This window comes from Streptomyces sp. NBC_01689 (assembly GCF_036250675.1).
Classification (GTDB): domain Bacteria; phylum Actinomycetota; class Actinomycetes; order Streptomycetales; family Streptomycetaceae; genus Streptomyces.
This window is the reverse complement of record NZ_CP109592.1, coordinates 8,074,802-8,092,541: the sequence shown is the minus strand read 5'-3', so window position 1 is coordinate 8,092,541 and position 17,740 is coordinate 8,074,802. Positions and strand designations below refer to the sequence as shown.

Annotated in this window: 13 protein-coding genes; 11 read left to right on the top strand and 2 right to left on the bottom strand. The window is 71.7% G+C overall.

Annotated elements, in window-relative coordinates; genetic code table 11:
- Window positions 1–44 precede the first annotated feature (44 nt).
- Complete coding sequence (locus OG776_RS34740; protein ID WP_148014532.1) at window positions 45–2,555, bottom strand: SpoIIE family protein phosphatase; 2,511 nt, start codon at window positions 2,553–2,555, stop codon at window positions 45–47.
- A gap of 760 nt (window positions 2,556–3,315) precedes the next feature.
- Here OG776_RS34740 and OG776_RS34735 point away from each other — a divergent pair.
- The 10 genes from OG776_RS34735 (at window position 3,316) to OG776_RS34690 (ending at window position 12,579) form a co-directional block, all read left to right on the top strand.
- Entirely contained in the window at window positions 3,316–4,104 is a 789-nt protein-coding gene (locus tag OG776_RS34735; RefSeq protein WP_329323089.1) for a hypothetical protein, read from the top strand.
- A 327-nt stretch (window positions 4,105–4,431) separates the two neighbouring features.
- The gene (locus OG776_RS34730) at window positions 4,432–4,803 is read left to right on the top strand and encodes a PRC-barrel domain containing protein (RefSeq protein WP_148014456.1); all 372 of its coding nucleotides are present in this window, start codon (window positions 4,432–4,434) and stop codon (window positions 4,801–4,803) included.
- Between the two features lie 242 nt (window positions 4,804–5,045).
- Complete coding sequence (locus OG776_RS34725) at window positions 5,046–5,456, top strand: ATP-binding protein (RefSeq protein WP_187286070.1); 411 nt, start codon at window positions 5,046–5,048, stop codon at window positions 5,454–5,456.
- Between the two features lie 223 nt (window positions 5,457–5,679).
- On the top strand, window positions 5,680–6,534 hold the full coding sequence (locus tag OG776_RS34720; RefSeq protein ID WP_148014458.1) for an STAS domain-containing protein: 855 nt from the start codon (window positions 5,680–5,682) through the stop codon (window positions 6,532–6,534).
- Window positions 6,531–6,962: an STAS domain-containing protein gene (locus tag OG776_RS34715; RefSeq protein ID WP_148014459.1), complete on the top strand. Its 432-nt coding sequence runs from the start codon at window positions 6,531–6,533 to the stop codon at window positions 6,960–6,962. The genes OG776_RS34720 and OG776_RS34715 overlap by 4 nt, the downstream gene beginning before the upstream one ends.
- The gene (locus OG776_RS34710) at window positions 6,959–7,375 is read left to right on the top strand and encodes an anti-sigma regulatory factor (RefSeq protein WP_148014460.1); all 417 of its coding nucleotides are present in this window, start codon (window positions 6,959–6,961) and stop codon (window positions 7,373–7,375) included. Before OG776_RS34715 ends, OG776_RS34710 begins: the two co-directional genes overlap by 4 nt.
- 100 nt (window positions 7,376–7,475) lie before the next feature.
- On the top strand, window positions 7,476–8,735 hold the full coding sequence (locus OG776_RS34705) for an ATP-binding protein (RefSeq protein ID WP_329323088.1): 1,260 nt from the start codon (window positions 7,476–7,478) through the stop codon (window positions 8,733–8,735).
- 5 nt (window positions 8,736–8,740) lie between these two features.
- Window positions 8,741–10,099: a PP2C family protein-serine/threonine phosphatase gene (locus tag OG776_RS34700; RefSeq protein WP_329323087.1), complete on the top strand. Its 1,359-nt coding sequence runs from the start codon at window positions 8,741–8,743 to the stop codon at window positions 10,097–10,099.
- Window positions 10,100–10,349: 250 nt separating this feature from the next.
- Window positions 10,350–10,859: an SRPBCC family protein gene (locus OG776_RS34695; RefSeq protein WP_329323086.1), complete on the top strand. Its 510-nt coding sequence runs from the start codon at window positions 10,350–10,352 to the stop codon at window positions 10,857–10,859.
- A gap of 169 nt (window positions 10,860–11,028) precedes the next feature.
- Window positions 11,029–12,579: a metallophosphoesterase family protein gene (locus tag OG776_RS34690; protein ID WP_148014462.1), complete on the top strand. Its 1,551-nt coding sequence runs from the start codon at window positions 11,029–11,031 to the stop codon at window positions 12,577–12,579.
- Window positions 12,580–12,716: 137 nt separating this feature from the next.
- Here the strand turns inward: OG776_RS34690 and OG776_RS34685 are convergent, their stop codons facing one another.
- Window positions 12,717–16,466, bottom strand: coding sequence for a S8 family serine peptidase (locus OG776_RS34685; RefSeq protein ID WP_261995052.1), 3,750 nt, complete (start codon window positions 16,464–16,466; stop codon window positions 12,717–12,719).
- A gap of 246 nt (window positions 16,467–16,712) precedes the next feature.
- Between OG776_RS34685 and OG776_RS34680 the strand changes: the two genes are divergently transcribed.
- On the top strand, window positions 16,713–17,681 hold the full coding sequence (locus tag OG776_RS34680; protein ID WP_148014463.1) for a helix-turn-helix domain-containing protein: 969 nt from the start codon (window positions 16,713–16,715) through the stop codon (window positions 17,679–17,681).
- The last annotated feature ends 59 nt before the right edge of the window (window positions 17,682–17,740 follow it).

Here is a 17,740-nt window from a genome sequence, read left to right as displayed (position 1 = left end):
TGTCCTGGCGGCCTCCAGGCCTCGGGCTGGGTGTACAGGTCGTGTCAAGCACCGGCGGGCAGGCGCTGATCAGCCCAGATGATCTTGCCGTCAGGGATGCGCCGGGTCCCCCATCGGCGCGACAGCTGGGTGACGAGGAAGAGGCCGCGGCCGTGTTCGTCGGTGGAACGGGGGTGCCGTACCAGTGGGTGACTGTGGCCGGCGTCGGAGACCTCGCAGGTCAGCATCGAGTGCCGGAGGAGACGTAGGCCGACCGTCCGGTCGCTCCTGCAGTCGCTGTGGCACCCGCCGTTGCCGTTGCCGTTGCCGTGGATGATGGCGTTGGTGAGCAGTTCGCTGACGATCAGTTCTGTCGACTCGGCCAGGTGGTCCAGTCCCCACTGGGTCAGCTGCCGGGCGGCGAGCGTTCGGGCGCTGCTGACGACGGCGGGGTCGCTGGGGAACCGCCACGAGGCGACCTGGTCCGCGCTCAGCGAGCGGGTCCGCGCGAGAAGCAGCGTGACATCGTCGCCCGGCGGCTCGACCCGCAGCGTGTCCACCGTCGAGGAGCACAGGGCGTCCAGTGTGAGGCCGGGGCGCGCGAGGGCCGTGCCCAGGCGGTTCATGCCGGCGCTGATGTCCTGGTGGCGGCCTTCGACCAGACCGTCGGTGTAGAAGGCGAGCACGCTTCCTTCGGCCAGTTCCAGGGTGGCGGACTCGAAGGGGGCCAGTCCGAGGCCGAGCGGCGCTCCGGCGGGCAGGTCGGGGAAGGTGACGTGGCCACGCGGGTCGATGACCGCGGGCGGGGGGTGACCGGCCCGCGCCATGGTGCAGATGCGGGTGACCGGGTCATAGACGGCATACAGGCACGTGGCCGCCATCATGGTGGTGCCCGGGCGCCGGGGGTCTTCCGCCTCGGTGAAGCGGATGACCTGTTCGTCGAGGCGGGACAGTACCTCGTCGGGGGGCATGTCCGTGTCCGCGAGGGTGTGCAGGGCGGTGCGGAGCTGGCCCATCTTCGCCGCCGCGTTGATGCCGTGTCCGACCACGTCGCCGACGACCAGGGCGACGCGCGCGCCGGAGAGGGGGATCACGTCGAACCAGTCGCCCCCGATGCCGTGGTGGCTGTCGGCCGGCAGGTAGCGCCAGGCCACGTCGGCGGCGATGCCGCCCGTGGGGTGGTGAGGGTGCAGCAGGCGTTGCAGGGCGAGAGCCGCGGAGCGCTCGCGCGCGTACTGGCGCGCGTTGTCCAGGGCCAGCGCCGCCCAGCTGACGAGCTCCTCGGCCAGCAGCAGGTCGTCCTCCTCGAACGGCCTGGGGTCCTCCGTCCGCACGAAGACCGCCACGCCCAGCACCGCGCCCCGGGCGTGGATCGGGACGACCATCAACGAATGCATGGCGTGCTCGCGGATCTTCTGCGCCCGCGCCGGGTCGAGTTGGTCGAGCCGGCCGCCCGGAGAGTTGTCCAGTACCGGCTCGAAGTGGGATCTCCCGGAGCGCAGGACACCGGTGAAGGGGGAGGTGGGCGGGACGAAGACCGGTTCTCCGCGTGCGAACAGGGATTCCGGTGTTCCCGGGTGGATCGAGGCCAGGCCCGCACGGCGGAAGGCGGGGATGCGCCCGTCCCGTGGGCCGAGATGGGCCAGGGGTTCCTCGCCGAGCGGGACGGACTCCGCCAGGTCGACGGTGGTGTAGTCCGCGAGGAACGGCACGGCGAGAGCGGCCAGTTCCTGGGCGGTCCGCATGACGTCCAGAGTCGTGCCGATGCGCCTGCTGGCCTCACCGAGGACGGCCAGACGCTCTCGCGCCCGTCGGCCGTCCGTGACGTCCACGCTCACGACGCACACACCCAGCACGCGTCCCCGCGCGTCGTCGAGGCGGAAGTAGGACGCCGTGAGGGTGCGCCCGCCGCGCTCCTTCGCCGGCAGGAAGGCCTGGTAGTCCACGTTGATCGCCGGGTCGCCGCTCGCCAGCACCTGGTGCATCACCGCCTCCAGCGTCTCGGCCTCGCTCCCGGGAGCCGCCTCCGTCAGCCTGCGGCCCAGCCGCCTGCGGAGCGGGATGCCGTCCTTGGAGCCCTGGGTGTCGTTCACCTGGATGCAGCGCAGGTGGGTGTCCCGTACGACGACACCGATCGGGGGGCAGCTCCGCAGCGGCAGCGTGGCGAGGAGCGGCTCCGCCACCGTGGCCTCGGTCGGCCATGCGGGAAGCAACGTCCTGTCGGTCGCGCAGACCACCCACCAGTCCTGGCCGTCCTGTCCGGACAGGGACGACACGCACAGGCGCACATCGATGCCGCGGCCGTCGCGGTGACGCACCCGCGCGAGGTCGGACCAGGCGCACCGGCGGGTCTCCCCCAGCGCGGTCCGTGAAGCCTTCGCCCGGTCGTCGGCTGCCGCCAGCAGGACACCGGCCGGGCGCCCGACCATCTCCGCGGCCGAGTAGCCCACCAGTCGCTGAGCGGTCTGCGACCATCCGACCACGGTCCCCTGGGAGTCGAGGAGCGCTATCGCCGGGCAGACTGTGTCGAGAGCCGTCCGAGGCTCGGAGACCGCTGTCTCAGCGGAACTGCCCATGGTTCTTCCCTTCTGAATCCCCTCCCTGCGATGGGGTCCCCCACTTCTCTGCCGTCCGGTGACCCCCCTCCTGGCTCTCACCCGCGGCTCACGCGTCGACCGTCGGCCGCCGACCACGGAGTAGGTGGCGCGGCCGGGCCCGAGGGACATCTCCGGATCGCGGCGACCGGACCGGTCCGCGGACCGGTCGTCGGCCCCGTGGACGCGGTACGACCGAACAGGCGGGCGGGATTCCTCGAGCCCCCGGCGCGGGGCCCCGGGAGAGCGACCACCTGCGCGACGGGCGTCCGATACGGCACCGTGCGCCCGGAGAACGCCGCGGGCTTCCCCGTGCTTCGTTCGTATTCATGCGGGCAACGCTACGGATCAGGTGGTACCGGCGCGTGGTCCATTTCCGCGATGGATTCCCAGGCCAATTCCGCGCACGCGTCCGGGTCGGTGAGGACGCGCTCCGGACGGGCCTATGGGCTGTCCTGTGATGTCCTCGGCCCAGGCGAAGGGATTCTTCAGGAAGCATGGCTGACCCTCGCACCCCACCCGTCCGAGGCGGCCACGCTCCGACCCGGCCGTACAGGCGACAGGCGGCACACGGACCCGCACCGTTCACCCCGCCGCTCCACCAGGGGGTTAATCGTGGCATATGCCAAGTGCGTCATGCCAGGCTGTCGCTACGGAGAGTGCTTACGTGGCGTGCGCCAAGCGGGGCCGGGCTCACGCGCCCGTCCCCGCGCCTTGATCAACCACGAAAAAGGAGCAACGCGTGAACGCTCTCTCCGGCGTGAAGCGGACCTTGGCGCTCGCGGTCACGACGCTGGCCGCGATCGCGGTCTCGACCGTTCCCGGATCGGCGGCCCCCGCGCCCGGCGTAACCCAGGGCGGCCCTGACCACTGGGGCGTGATCACCCGCAATACGATCGGCTCTCCGGTCGCCGCGCTGCGGAACGGCCCGTTCGGCTCGTTCGGTGTCACGGGCCGCGCCGCGAGGCCGCCCTACGGAACGGGGAGCCTCGGTATCGAGGTGGCGGACAACTCCACCTCCCTGACCCCGCCCAGTGAGAAGGTCGACTTCGGCAACGAGGTCGACTTCTATGGCGACCCGGTCCTGGGGCTGACCAGGGTCGGGTTCCATGTTTTCCAGACCGGCGAGAACACCACGCACGGCGGTCCCGGGAACATGCCCAACATCAGGTTCGAGATCAACCCGCGCCTGACCGCGGCGCCTGGCACCACCTACTCCTCGATGGTGTGGGCTCCGCCGGCCTCCCCGGTGACCGACCGCTGGAGTCCCTACCTGGACGCCACCACCAGCGGCACATGGTTCCTCACGGGCAACGCGGGGACCGTCACCGGATGCAACCAGAGCACCCCGTGCACCTTCCCGCAGCTGAAGACCGCTCTCAACGACGGCGGCCAGGCTCCGACCATCTACACCGCGGCCGTGGGCAAGGGCCGCGACAACCTGTGGGCCGGCGCCGTCGACGGCCTGCGGATCAACCGGAACATCTACGACTTCGAGGCCGGCGGAGTCAGGACCCTGCGCGCCAACTGAGGGCTTCAGCACGGACACGGTGACTGCCCCACCCTCCGCCGAGCAAGGATGAAGCCGCTGCCCGGCACCCTCGGAACCAGGTGACGGGCGGGCTCCGTGGAGGGATACCCGGGGGGTGGCGCCGACGGTTTCCGCCGCACCACCCCCGGACCCGACGGAGCCGACCACGGCCGCTCATCAAGGAGCCGCGATCAACCGCCGCCCGGAGCAGCGCAGTTTGGAGCCCCGGCGAAGGGGCATCCGCGACAAGTGCCGTAAAGGGCGACGTGGATCGCTCCCCGACTCCCTCGACCCTTTGCGTACGTCGACGAAGGGAAAGAACTCGTCATGAGCTCAACTGTCTGGGAATACCCGGCGGATTCCGGATACACAGCCGGTACGAGCCTGGCCGGCTTCAAGGTCGAAGCGACCGACGGAAGCGTCGGCAAGGTCGAGAAGCATTTCGAAGGCGCCGAGGGCGCCGAAGGAACGGAAGCGGCGTACCTCGTCGTGAACACGAGTTCATGGCTCTTCGGGAAACTGTGCCTGCTCCCCGCCGGAGCCATCCGCCGTCTGGACATGGACGAGCAGCGGATCCACGTCGACCTCACCCTTGAACAGGTCGGGCACGCCCCCGGATTCAACGAGGACAAGCACCTCCACGACGCGGAGTACCACCGGATCGTGGGCGACTACTACGACCGCCGGCTACGGGGCTGACGCCGACCGCGCCGTAGCCGCCCCCCTTCGGGGCCGGCGTCGGTGCGGTCGAGGTCCGGGGCAGTACCTCTGTTCGGGGCGGGCAAGGAATCCGCTCTCTGTAACTCTCCCTCTTGTTCCGCCTGTTGAAGTCGTCCGCGGGGGTACCCGAGGTGCCCAGGCGATACGGTGCGTGCAGCACGCAGGGACGGATGCGGGGCGGCCGACGGTGCCGTGGCCATGCGCGCCAGGGCGGAGAACCGATGGAACTGCACCTCGACGAGGCCTACGACGGCCATCCGTCCTGCATCAGAACCGCCCGCCTCACGGTGAAGGCCTTCCTCACCCGTGTGGGGACCGAGCACGCGGCCCGGGTTCCGGCCGACACCGTCAGCCGGGCGCAACTCGTCGTCAGCGAGCTCGTCACCAACGCGGTGCGGTACGCCGACGGCTCCTGCGGACTGAACCTGGCCTACCGCGGACACGGTGTCGACATCACGGTGTGGGACAAGTCCCCCGAGAGCGTCACGGTCCAGGAATGGGATCCGGCCCGGCCGGGCGGCTTCGGGCTGGAGATCGTGCGCACGCTCTGCGGCCCCCTCACCGTCACGCCGACCCCTCAGGGCAAACAGGTCCACGTCCGCATGCCCCTGTCGCTGCCTTCGGGCGCGTAGTCCGCCGCCGGACCCTGCCGGGGCGCCAGCCCGGCACGCGTCCCGGGCGACACGACGTCGCTCCGGCCTCCACGGTCGAACGACTGTGCAGTCACCACGCTTCTCCGACCGGCTGGGGGCTTCGATCTCCACCTGGACCTGGCCGCTCCCCGGGATCGGATGACCCGGATGGCCTAGTGTCTGCGCTAAGGCCATGTGGCCTCCTAGATCGAGGAAGTGCGTCGTGGCTGGTAAGGATGTAGCAAGCCGTCTGGTGGGGCTGCTGACAGTCCGTGGCGAGGACCTCGCCGCGGACTGGGCGGACAACGTGACCGGCTCCCTCGGGGGGCGGGTGAGCCGCGCGGAGGTCGAACGGGAGCTGCAGGAGCTGTACGGCGCGCTGGTGGCCGCCCTCGGCCACGGGGAACTCGACGCCCGCGGGGAGGCGTTCGGCGAGGTCCGGGCGCTGCTCACCGAGTTGTCGCGCAACCGGGCCCGGCAGGGGTTCACCCCTTCGGAGACGGCCATCGGCGTCCTGGCCCTCAAGCAGGTACTGGAGCCGTCCCTCACCGACGAGGGCGGCGACGTGCAGGCCTATCTCGGCTTCGCCGCCCTGCTCGACGCCCTGGGCCTGTTCACCATCGAGGTCTACTCCCGTACCCGTGAGGAGCTGATCGGTGCCCAGGCCGAGCAGCTGCTCGAACTGTCCACGCCGGTGGTCAAGTTGTGGGACGGGGTGATCGGTGTCCCCCTGGTGGGGACGCTGGACTCCTCCCGCACGCTGGTGGTGATGGAGAAGATGCTGCAGGCCCTCATCGACACCGGGTCCGAGCAGGCGATCATCGACATCACCGGGGTGCCCGCGGTGGACACCGAGGTCGCCCAGCACCTCCTGAAGACCGTGGTCGCGGCCCGGCTGATGGGCGCCGAGTGCACCATCTCCGGCATCCGCCCGCAGATCGCGCAGACCATCGTCGCGCTGGGCATCGACTTCGGTGACATCGTGACGAAGGCCACCCTCGCCGACGCGCTGCGCCACGCCCTGCGCCGCTCCGGCGTCACCTTCTCGCGCCCCGCCGCGCAGGTGACGGCCCGGTGAGTGAGCGGGTACCGGTCCTGCAGATCGGGCAGGTACTGCTGGTCTCGATCCAGACCGATCTGGACGACCACGCGGTGATGAACCTTCAGGACGACCTGGCCGCCAAGGTGGTGGACTCCGGGGCGCACGGGGTGGTCATCGACATCACCGCGGTGGAGATCGTGGACTCCTTCGTGGGCCGGATGCTGTCCACGATCGCCTCGATCTCGCGGATGCTGGACGCGCAGACCGTGGTGGTGGGCATGCGCCCGGCCGTCGCGATCACCCTGGTCGAACTGGGCCTGTCGCTCGGCGGGGTCGCCACCGCGCTGACCCTGGACAAGGGCCTGCGGGTTCTGGAGCGTTCGCACGCACGGGTGCGGGGCGAGCAGGACGGCGCGGCCGACCCGGCGCCGGACGCGGCGCCCACCTTCGCGGCTGGACTGTGAACGCGCCGGCGGGCGGCGCCGCGGAGGTGCTGGCGATCACGGCGAACGACGGCGTGGTGCTGGCCCGGCAGAAGGCGCGCGCGCTCGCTCAGCAGTGCCGGCTCTCTCTGGTGGAGCAGACCAAGCTGGTCACCGCGGCCAGTGAACTGGCCCGCAACACCCTGATCTACGGCGGTGGCGGCACCATGACCGCGGCCCTCGTCGAGGAGCGGGGCCGGCGCGGCGTACGGCTGGTCTTCACCGACCAGGGGCCCGGGATCGCCGACGTGGACCTGGCCATGACCGACGGCTGGACCTCGGGCAGCGGCATGGGCCTCGGCCTGTCCGGCTCCCGACGCCTGGTCGACGACTTCGCCCTGGACACCGCGCCGGGTGCCGGCACCACCGTCACCGTCACCAAGTGGGCCCGATGAACGAGACCGTGACAACGCCGGCGAACCACGCGCACGCAGCCCTCGGCACCGCACCGGGCGCGGACGGCGCCGCCACCGAGCAGGTCCGGTGAACGGGACCATGACGCCGCTGGTGAACTGCGAGGACGTGGCCTGGTTCCGTGACGAGCCGCAGGCCGCCCGCGGCGCCGCCGCCGCGCTGGGCCGGCGTATCGGGCTGGACGAACACCGCACCGCGGAACTGGTGCTGGCGGTGACGGAACTGGCCACCAACATGGCCAAGCACTCCCAGGACGGGTCCCTCGTCCTGCGCGTGCTGCGCACCCCGCAGGTCGCGGGGGTCGAGGTGGTGGTCGTGGACCAGGGGCCCGGGATGGCCGACGTGGCCACGGCGCTGCGCGACGGTACGTCGAGCACCGGCACCCTCGGGATCGGGCTGGGCGCGGTCCAGCGCCTGGCCGACACCTTCGACATCCACTCCCGACCCGGCCTCGGGACGGTGCAGTTGGCCCGTTTCTGGCCCCGGCCTCTCCCCTTCCCTCCGGATGCCGAGCCCGCGATCGGCGGGATCACCCGGCCCATCAGTGGCGAGACCGCCTGCGGCGACGCCTGGGCCACCCGCACCGACGACGGGACGCACACCGCCCGGGCCCCGTCGCCTCCGGCGGGCGAGCGCGGCACCTCCACGGCGCCCCCCGTGCTGGACTGGTCGGCCGTGACCCGACCCCACCTCCCGGGCCGTACGGCGCCGGCCGCCGACCGGACCGCTTCCGCCGCGCGCACTCCGTCTGACCGCACCGCTTCCGCCGCGCGCACTCCGTCGGACCGCTCCGGGTCCGCCGGCCGCTCCGCGCTGGTGCGTTCGGCCGTGCCCGGGCCGGGACGGGCCGTGCTGGTGATGTCGTGCGACGGGCTGGGCCACGGCCCGATGGCCGCCCTGGCCGGACAGGCCGCCGCACAGGCGCTGCGCACCAGCACCGCACGCACCCCGGAGGAGATCATGCAGCACGTCCACCGCGCGCTGCGGGGCACCCGCGGGGCAGCGGTGGCCATCGCGCGGATCGAGGCGGACGGACGCGTGCTGTTCTGCGGCGTCGGGAACGTCACCGCCGCCGTCGTCACCGCGGGCGCCCGGGCGAACCTGCTCTCCCACCCCGGCATCGTGGGCCATCAGATGCGCCAACTGCGCACCTACGAGCAGCACATGCCCGCGCACGCCGCTCTCGTCCTGCACTCCGACGGTCTCAGTGACCGCTGGACGCCGGGTGACCTGTCCGGCCTGCTCCCGCACCGGCCCGCCGTGATCGCGGCCGGACTGCTGCGCCTGGCCGGAACCCGGCGGGACGACGCCAGTGTGGTGGTCGCCAGGGGCCCGCGGTGAAACCGGTGGCCCCCCGGGATCACGACCGGGCCCCGCTGCTGAGCATGGCGATCGCGGCCGAGCGGGACGTGTTCTCCCTGCGCCGCCACGCCAAGACCATCGCCGACGCCGTCGGCCTGGACGCGCGCGACCAGGTCCGGCTGGCCACCGCGCTGAGCGAACTGGGCCGCGACCTGCTGCGGCCGGCCCCGATGACCGCGACGTTCACGCTCGAACAGCGGCTCACCGTCCTGTACGTGACCCTGCGCTGGACCGACGGCCGCACTCCGAACGGCGAGTCCCTGGCCGCGGTCACCCGCCTGCTCCCCCAGACCCTGTTCCAGCCCCCCGGGCTGCCCGGCCAACGGCCGGCCACACCCGCCGCGGCGCGGGACGGGTGGATCCAGATCAGCTGCCCTCTCCCCGTCCACGCCGCCCCCGCCGCGGACCTGGACCGGGTACGTACGCTGCTGGCCGCCGACAGCCCCGCCACCGCGATCGACGACCTCCGGGCCCAGACCCGCGACCTCATGGCGGCACTGCAGGAAGCACACGCCCAGCGCGACGAACTGGAACGCCTCAACGAGGAGCTCACGGAGACGAACGCCGGCGTGATGGCCATGTACGCGGAGCTGACGGTCGAGCACAAGGACGTCGTGGAGCGCTTCGGCGAAGAGCACCAGCTCGCCCTCACCCTCCAGCGCACCTTCCTGCCCGCCTCCCTCCCGGACGCCCCCGGGCTGGAACTGGCCGTGCGCTACCTCCCCGCGACGTCCGAGACGGAGATCGGCGGCGACTTCTACGAAGCCGTCCACACACCGCGCGGCCTCCTCCTCGCGGTCGGTGACGTCGTAGGGCACTCGCTGCAGGCCGCCACCGTCATGGGCGAGCTGCGCCACGCCCTGCGCGCCTACGCCGCCCAGAGCCATCCCCCGCACGTCCTCCTGCGGCACCTCAACCATCTTCTGCGCCTGCACCACCGGGGCTGGACGGCCACCGTGTGCCTCGTCGTCGTCGAACCCGGCAACGGCCGCGTCCACATCGCCAACGCCGGTCATCTGCCGCCCCTGCTCGTCAGCTCCGACGGCACCAGCCGCTACCTCGACGAACACGGTCCGCTCCTGGGCCTGGAGCTGCGCCACCCCCCGGCCACCACCGTCACCATCAGGCCCGGCGACCGCCTGCTGATGATCACCGACGGGCTCATCGAAACCCGCGACCAGGATCTCTGCCAGCGACTCGAAGCCCTCCGCGCGGCAGCGACCGCCGCCTCCGCCGAGCCCGAAGCCCTCTGCGACGCGCTTCTGCGGGCCTTCGCGACCGAGCCCGAGGACGACATCATCGTCTTCGCCGCACGGCTCACCCCGGCAGACCCTTCCGCCTGAGCGGCTTCCACACCCTGCCGAGGTGGCGCCGGGTCCTCGAACTCCGGTGACGAGCAGGCGGGTGCGGTGCCGGGCAAGTGCCCCACCCACCTCGCACCGTTGTACCCAAACCGCGGCGCCCGTGACCCGCGCCCTCCGTGCGATCCCGGTTCCGGAGCGGTGCCCCGGAGCCCTGGTCTTCTGCTCGTCCCGGCCGCCTGCCATGATTGCTACTCGACAGTAGCTTGAGGTTCCGGTGAGAGGCAGTCCAGTGACCCGAGTGTTCACCGTGAGCGGCAGCATCGTCATCGGCGTCCCGCCGATGACCGTCTACGAAGCCGTGAGCCGTCCTTCCGACATGGGCCGCTGGAGCCCGGAGAACCTCGGCACGACGGCCGACTCGTCCGGCGAGGACGTCGCACCGGGGACCACCTTCGTCGGACGCAACCGGCGCGGACGGTTCCGGTGGGTCACGCGCTGCACGGTCACGGCGGCCGATCCGGGGCGTCGCTTCGCCTTCCGTGTCCACGCCATCGGGCGTACCCGTCCGCGCCTGCGTGGTCCCATCGCCACCTGGGAGTACCGCTTCGAGCCGGCCGGTGAGGGCACGCGGGTCACGGAGACCTGGACCGACGACCGGCGTGCATGGCCGGCGTGCATGGCCGGCGCCTTCGACCGGCTCGTCACGCCGGGCAGGACGTTCGCCGACTTCCAGACCGCGAACATCGACAGGACCCTGCGCAATCTCCGACGGGAGCTGGAACAGGACCGCGTCGTGTGAACGGCGCCCGCGTCAGGAGACTTGAGCGTCCCGGGGCGGGAACCACGCGCCGGGTGGCCGACGCCTCACCGGTCCCCCGGGCGGCACCGGTGAGGCGTCGGCCGGCCACGGACGCCCCGGGCACGCCCCCGCCTCCGGTGCCCGCGAAGATCGTTGTTACCGTTCGCCGATGTCCGACTCTTCACGCGACACCGCCCGGGGCGCCGGCTGGGGCAGCCCGGAACCCGGTGACTACAAAGGCCTGATGCCCGCCCGCGTCGAGAAGCTCTCGTGGCTCGACCCCAGGACGATGTGGCCCGCGCGCAACGGCGTGCTGGCCTCATGGTTCGGGGACCCCACGGGCCGTACCCGTGCCCGGTGGGTGGAGCAGCGCAGGAACGCGGGCGCGCCCGCCGACGCGGTGGTGCGGCGCGACGAGCCCGACCGTTTCTCCTTCATGGTCATCGGGGACACCGGCGAGGGCGACGAGCCCCAATACGCTGTGGTGCCGGGCTTCCTGAAAGTCAGTCAGGGTTCGAGCTTCGCGGTCCTCGCGAGTGATGTGATCTATCCGGTCGGCGATCTCGACGACTACGGGACGAAGTTCCACCGGCCGTACCGCGACTACCCGGCCCCCGTCTACGCCGTACCCGGCAACCACGACTGGTACGAGGATCTCCACGGGTTCATGCGGGTCTTCTGTGACGCGCCGGCCCTCGCGCCGGAAGACGGTACGCGGCGAACGGCACGGGAGCGGCTGCGTTCGCTGCTGTGGCACAGGCCGGACAAGGGTGACGAGCAACGGCTCGCAGAGGCACGGCAGTTGCGGTCCGACCCGGCCCAACAAGCGGTCCAGCCGGGCCCGTACTGGGCCATCGACGCCGGTCCGGTGCGGATCATAGGCATCGACACCGGCCTCCTGGGGACGATCGACGCCGAGCAGGGGCGCTGGCTGCGGGAGGTGTCCGCGGGTGACACCCCGAAGATCCTGATCACCGGATCCCCCCTGTACGTGGACGGGGAGCACCACCCGTGCGCGATCGAGGGCGGGGGCACCGTCGACGACATCGTGCGCGACCCCGCGCATCACTACGTCGCGGCGATCGGGGGCGACATCCACAACTACCAGCGCTATCCCGTCCGGGTCGGCGACCGCACCGTGCAGTACGTGGTCGCGGGCGGCGGCGGGGCGTTCATGCACGCCACGCACACGATCCCGCGCGTCTCCGTCGCCGGGGTCACCGAGGCCGACTTCCGGTGCTACCCGCTCCGCGGCGACTCGCTGGCCTTCTACAGCGGGCTCTACGGGCGCCGGCTGCGGATGCGCCGGCTGTTCACCCTCACCGAGGAGCAGTCCATGGCCGTCATGGCGGAGCGGCTCGGAATCCCGCCGATCCGATCCGCGGGGGCGCCGGTCCAGGTCACCCGGCGGCATCGGCTGGTCGCGGCGCTGCTGGGCGCGGGCCGGCGGCCCGGCCGCGCCGCGCGGCTGCGTCTGCCGGTGCGCAAGGCGTACACCCAGGTCCTCTCGCCGGGCTCGGCGACCTACAGTCCGCCGTTCTTCAAGTCGTTCCTGCGTCTGGACGTCACCCCGTCCTCGGTCCGGCTGCGCTGCTTCGCCGCCACCGGCAACCGGGAGCAGGAGATCGACCCGCCGGTCGAGGACGAGGTGGTCATCCCGCTGCCGGGCGTGTCCGTGGAGCGGCCGGACCGTGCGTCGGTGCGGGGCGCGTCGTCCTGAGGCCTTCCGTCGGGTGCCGGCGCCGATCGGGGTGCCGTCGGCTCCGGCGCCGCCCGGCGGGCCGCGGATCGCGGACGTGAAGAACGGTCCGTCCGGGGTCGCACGACCCCGGACGGACCGCTGCCGACCGCTGTGGGTCAGCGCAGGCCGAACGCCCGGATCACCGTCTGGTGCACCGCGTTGCCGGCCGAGTCCTCCGCGCTCGCCCTGAGTGACACGTAGGACGCCTTCTTCGGCGCGTCCAGGCGGTACCGCCCGTCGTGATCACGCGTGGCCCGGTGCCACGTCGTGCCGCCGTCGTAGGACGTCTCCAGGGTGACCGCGCCGATCCTGCCGGCACCGACGGCCCCCGGCAGCTGAGCCGCGGTGACGGACAGCGTGTCGTGCCGCCCCGCCCGCCCGGCCGAGTCGGTGGTGACCTCGTAGTCGAGCTGCAGCAGCGGCAGCACCGCGTCGGAGCCGTCCGCCGCCGCCTTCGAGGTGAAGTCCCACTCGGTGCGTGTGCTGGGGGAGTACGGGGTGAACGTCACGTCGCGCTTGCTGGTGACGACCAGCCGGTACGGGAGCCTGCCCGCGCCGGGCGCGTCGCCCGAGACGTTGGTGAAGGTTCCCGTGCCCAGCACGGTGGTGCCCTGATAGAGGGTCTGCCGCTGCTCGGCCACGCCGTCCATCTGACTCATGCCGACGTGGTCGTGGCTGCCCCAGGCCGGAGCGTCGATGTACAAGTGGTCGCCCTTGCGTGTGGGCATGCTGTAGACGTCGTTCAGGTAGGGCCGTTCGATCGGCTTGAACCACTCCTCGGACTGCGTGCTGCCCGCCCGGTAGGAGGTCTTGGGCCCGGCTTCGAAGACCAGTCCGTCCGCGTACGCGCTCTGGCTCCAGCTGTTGAGCGCCCCGGTGGAGACCCAGTCGGTGCGCTTGCCCCGCACGGGTTCCGGCATCATGCCGCCGATGGCCCAGTCGTTGTAGACGGGCCAGTCGTACCGGAACTCGCCGCCCGTGCTTCCCGGGGCGGGGCTGTCGAAGGTCTCGTCGACCCGGGCGAGGTTCTTGGAACTGCCCGCCACCACCAGGCGGCCGGGGATCTCGTTGTGCCAGGTCTGGTCGAGGTCGTAGACGTACGGGCTCACGGGCGCGGAGCCGACCGTGACCGACGCGCCCCGGGCCTGGGCCTGCCGGACGAGCTTCTCGCCCTCGTCGGTGCTGAGCAGGCCCACGTCGAGCCGGACGGGCGTCGAGCTGAACGGCGCGTTGTAGCCGCGGAAGCCGCGGCCGTCCGTGTTGTTCACCACCAGCATGAGCTTCGCGCCCGCGGCCACCGCGGCGTTCGCCTGGGCCATGTCGGACACGTCGTCGTTGCGGCGTACCACCACGGCCTTGCCGCGCACGTCGAGGTGGGCGTAGTCGGCGCTCGCGCCCTGACCGGCGAAGGCCAGCGGGAGCTTGACGGTGCCCTCGGGCAGGGGGGTGACGCCGTCCTGGCGCAGCACGTCGGTGAAGTCGGTGGTCTTGGTGGACACCGACAGCGCGGGCTGCTCCTTGCGCCAGCGGGCCGCCAGGTAGAAGTCGCCGTGGGTCACCTTGTGGGTGGTCGGCTGGGCCCAGAGGCTGTCGTAGTTGGTCTGGGTCTCCATGTAGTCGCGCCAGATCTGGCCGCCCATCAGGCGGGTGTAGTCCAGACGCTGGTAGGTCGTCTCGGTCTGCTGGGGGGTCGTCATGTCGACGCGGCCGATCTTGGACGCGTCGAGCGTGACGGTGGTGTCGCGGTCCATGCGGACGTCGGGGTCGCCGAGCAGCGCCATGCCCCAGGAGTGGGGTCCGTGGACGCCCTGCACCGTCTTGAAGGAGAGCACCGAGTACACGTCGTCGGGCAGGTACATCTCCCCCGTGCCGGAGCCGTCGATCTCGACGAACATCGGGGAGTCGTCACCGGACCTGAGCAGTTCGACCACGCCGGACATGGGCTTGCCCTGGGCGTCCTTGAACACCATGGTCAGCTTGTGCTGGACGTCGCCGAGGGAGACCGCGGTGTGCGCCGCGACCGCCCCGGCCGCGGTCTTCGCGACGACCTGGCCGCTGTACCGGCCGCCGGTGGTGACGCCCGAGCCGTCGATCGTCACCGTGACAGCGGCGGTACCGTGTGCCGGCACGGTCACCTGGGGGGCGGAGAGCCGGAACAGGCCGGCCGGGGCGTGCGCCGCCTCGACGCTCAGTGCGAGGGTGACGGGCTTGTCCGTGGTGTTGGTGTACGTCACCGGGCGCTTCACCCCGCCGGCGGGATTCTGCTGAACCTGCGCGGCGTACGCGGTCGCCGTGGCGAACACGCCCGCGTGCGCGGCCGCGGCGACGTCGAGGCGGCCGCTGCCCGCCTGGAAGGCGTCGTACTGCGGGGTCTGCCGGGAGCTGCTGGTCAGCAGGTCCTTCAGCTGGCCTCCGGTGAGGTCCGGATGCGCGGCGGCCAACAGGGCGGCGGCACCGGCCACATGGGGCGTGGCCATGGAGGTGCCGCTCATGGTCTGGTAGGCGCCCTCGCCATTGCCGTCGAACTGGGAGTTGGCGGCGAGGATGTCGACGCCGGGGGCGGTGATCTCCGGCTTCAGCGCGCCGTCCACGCGGGGGCCCTGGCTGGAGAAGTCGGCCACGGAGTCGCCGGAGTCGACGGCGCCCACGGTGAGCGCGTCGGTCGCCGCGCCCGGTGCGCTGATGGTGTCGGGTGCGCCCGCGTTGCCCGCGGCGACCACGAACAGTGCGCCGGTCTCGGCGCTGAGCGTGTCGACGGCCTGGCTGAGGGGGTCGGTCCCGTCGGACGCGATGCCGTCGCCGAGGCTCATGTTGACGACCTTGGCGTGCTGGTCGACGGCGGCCCATTCCATGCCGGCCAGGACCCAGGAGGTCTGCCCGGAACCGGAGTCGTCCAGCACCTTGCCGATGTCGAGGCGGGCGCCGGGCGCGACGCCCTTCTCCTTGCCGCCGGAGGCCGCTCCGGTACCGGCGATGATGGACGCGACATGCGTACCGTGACCGAAGTGGTCGTCCGTGTTCTGGTCCGGTACGAAGCTCCGCCGGTCCGCGACGCGGTCCGCGAGGTCGGGGTGCCCCGCGTCGACGCCGGTGTCGAGGACGGCCACGTCGACGCCCTGCCCGGTGTCGCCGCCCGCCCAGACCTGGGGGGCACCGATCTGCGCCGTGCTGTCGGCGAGGTCGGCGTGGACGAGGCCGTCCAGCCAGATGTGCGCGATCCCGCCGGTGAAGGCCGGTGCGGCGGCCTGCTTGCGGGCTCCGGCGGTCGCCGCCGTCCCGGCCACGGACTTCCAGAAGTCCGCGGCGTGCGCGCGGTCGGCGGTGAGGGCGGCGCCGTTGATGCCGTCGAGGGTACGGACCCGGGTCGCCCCGCCGGGCGGCGCGGCGGCCTTGCCGCGCGCCTCGGCGGAGTGCGTGTAGGAGACGATGAGCGGCAGCCGGTCACGGTGCGCGTCGTCGTACCCGTCGGCGATCATGCGCGTGACGTTGAACAGCTGCCGGTCCAGGGTGCCCTCGGCCACGAAGGGCAGCACGGACTCGGGGAACACGTAGAGGTCGTCACCCGACGTCAGGATGTGGGTCTGCGCGGGACGGCCGTCGGCACCGCGGACGCTGACGATGCCTCCGGTCCTGCCGTCCGTGCCGGGGCTCCGGCGGGTCGTGACCACGTCACCGGTGATCAGTGTGACGGAGTGGTCGCCGGCGGGCACCCGGTCGGCCGCGGCCGCGCCGGACGGGGAGGCGGCGACGTCGGAACGGGCTGCTGAGGAGGCGAAGGCCATCGTGTCGTAGGGGCCGGCCAGCGCGAGTACCAGAGCACCGGCGGCAGCCGGCACGCTCCAGCGTCTGCGGTGGTGTGCTTTCACAGGGTCTCTCCCGGCTGTGCTGTCGGGCAGAGCACTCTCGTCCTCTGCCGTCCAAGTGGCGCCGCCTGACCGGTCGTCGGCATCGACGTTGCCCGGAGCCCTTCCACAGGTGGCGTGAACGTTCAGAGTGAAAGCTTGTGAACGAGGAATGTCTAGATCAAACTCGTGGCGTACATCGCCACTTGGCGATTCGCGTCACGACCGTCCCGACTGCCGGCCGGGCGGTGACCGCTGGGAGGACGTCCGGTGCTGAGCACCCTGGGAATCAGCGAGTTCGACGAACAGGTCTACCGCGTCTGTCTGACCAGGTCCGACCGGACGGCTGCCGAGATCGCCGAGAGCCTGGGCTCCACGGTCGGCCGGGTCAGGCGCTCGGTCTCCCGGCTGCTGGAGCTGGGCATGCTGAGACGGGAAGGGCACGGCCAGTACCGGCCGGTCAGCCCGCACACCGCCCTGCGGGCACTCCTCGCCAGACGCCGTGCCGAGACCGAGGCGGCGTTCACCTCGGTGTGGGGCACCGTCGACGATCTGGCGGACGAGTACCGCGCGCGTCGGCTGCGGGAGGATCCGACCGGACTGGTGGAGGTGATCACCGGCGAGGCGGAGATCACGCAGCGCGTCGCCGAACTGATGCAGTCCGTCCGCACCCACTTCTGGGTGCTGGACCGGCCTCCCTATCTCGGGCCCTACAGCACCGAGTTGGAGGAGGAACTGACGATGGACCTGCTGGGCCGCGGCGTCGACATACGGTCGGTCTACACCCCGGAGGCACTGGCGCAGCCGGAGCGTTTCGAGCTGATCACCCACCTCGCCGGGATCGGCGAGCAGGCCCGCATCCTGCCCGCCCTGCCGTTCAGACTGCGCATCATGGACCGGCGCGTGGCACTGGTCGCGCTGGTCCCCGGCCGCTACGACAGGATCGCCGTGGTCCACCAGTCGGGCCTGCTCGACGCACTTCTGGAGTTGTTCGACTCCTACTGGCAGCGCGCGCAGTCGCTCGGTACGACCGCTCCGGCGACGCCCGACGGGCCGAGCGCGCAGGACCTCCTGCTGCTGAAGATGATGCAGGCGGGCTACAAGGACCATGCGATCGCCCGGCAGTTGGGGACGAGCGCACGCACCGTGACCCGCCGCATCGCGACGATCGCGTCCGGACTCGGCCTCGAGACCCGCTTCCAGGTGGGGGCCGAGGCGGCCAAGAGGGGCTGGATCTAAGGGCTGTCCCGTGATCCCCGGTGGATCAGCGCGCGGCGTCGGATGCGGTGCGTCGCAAG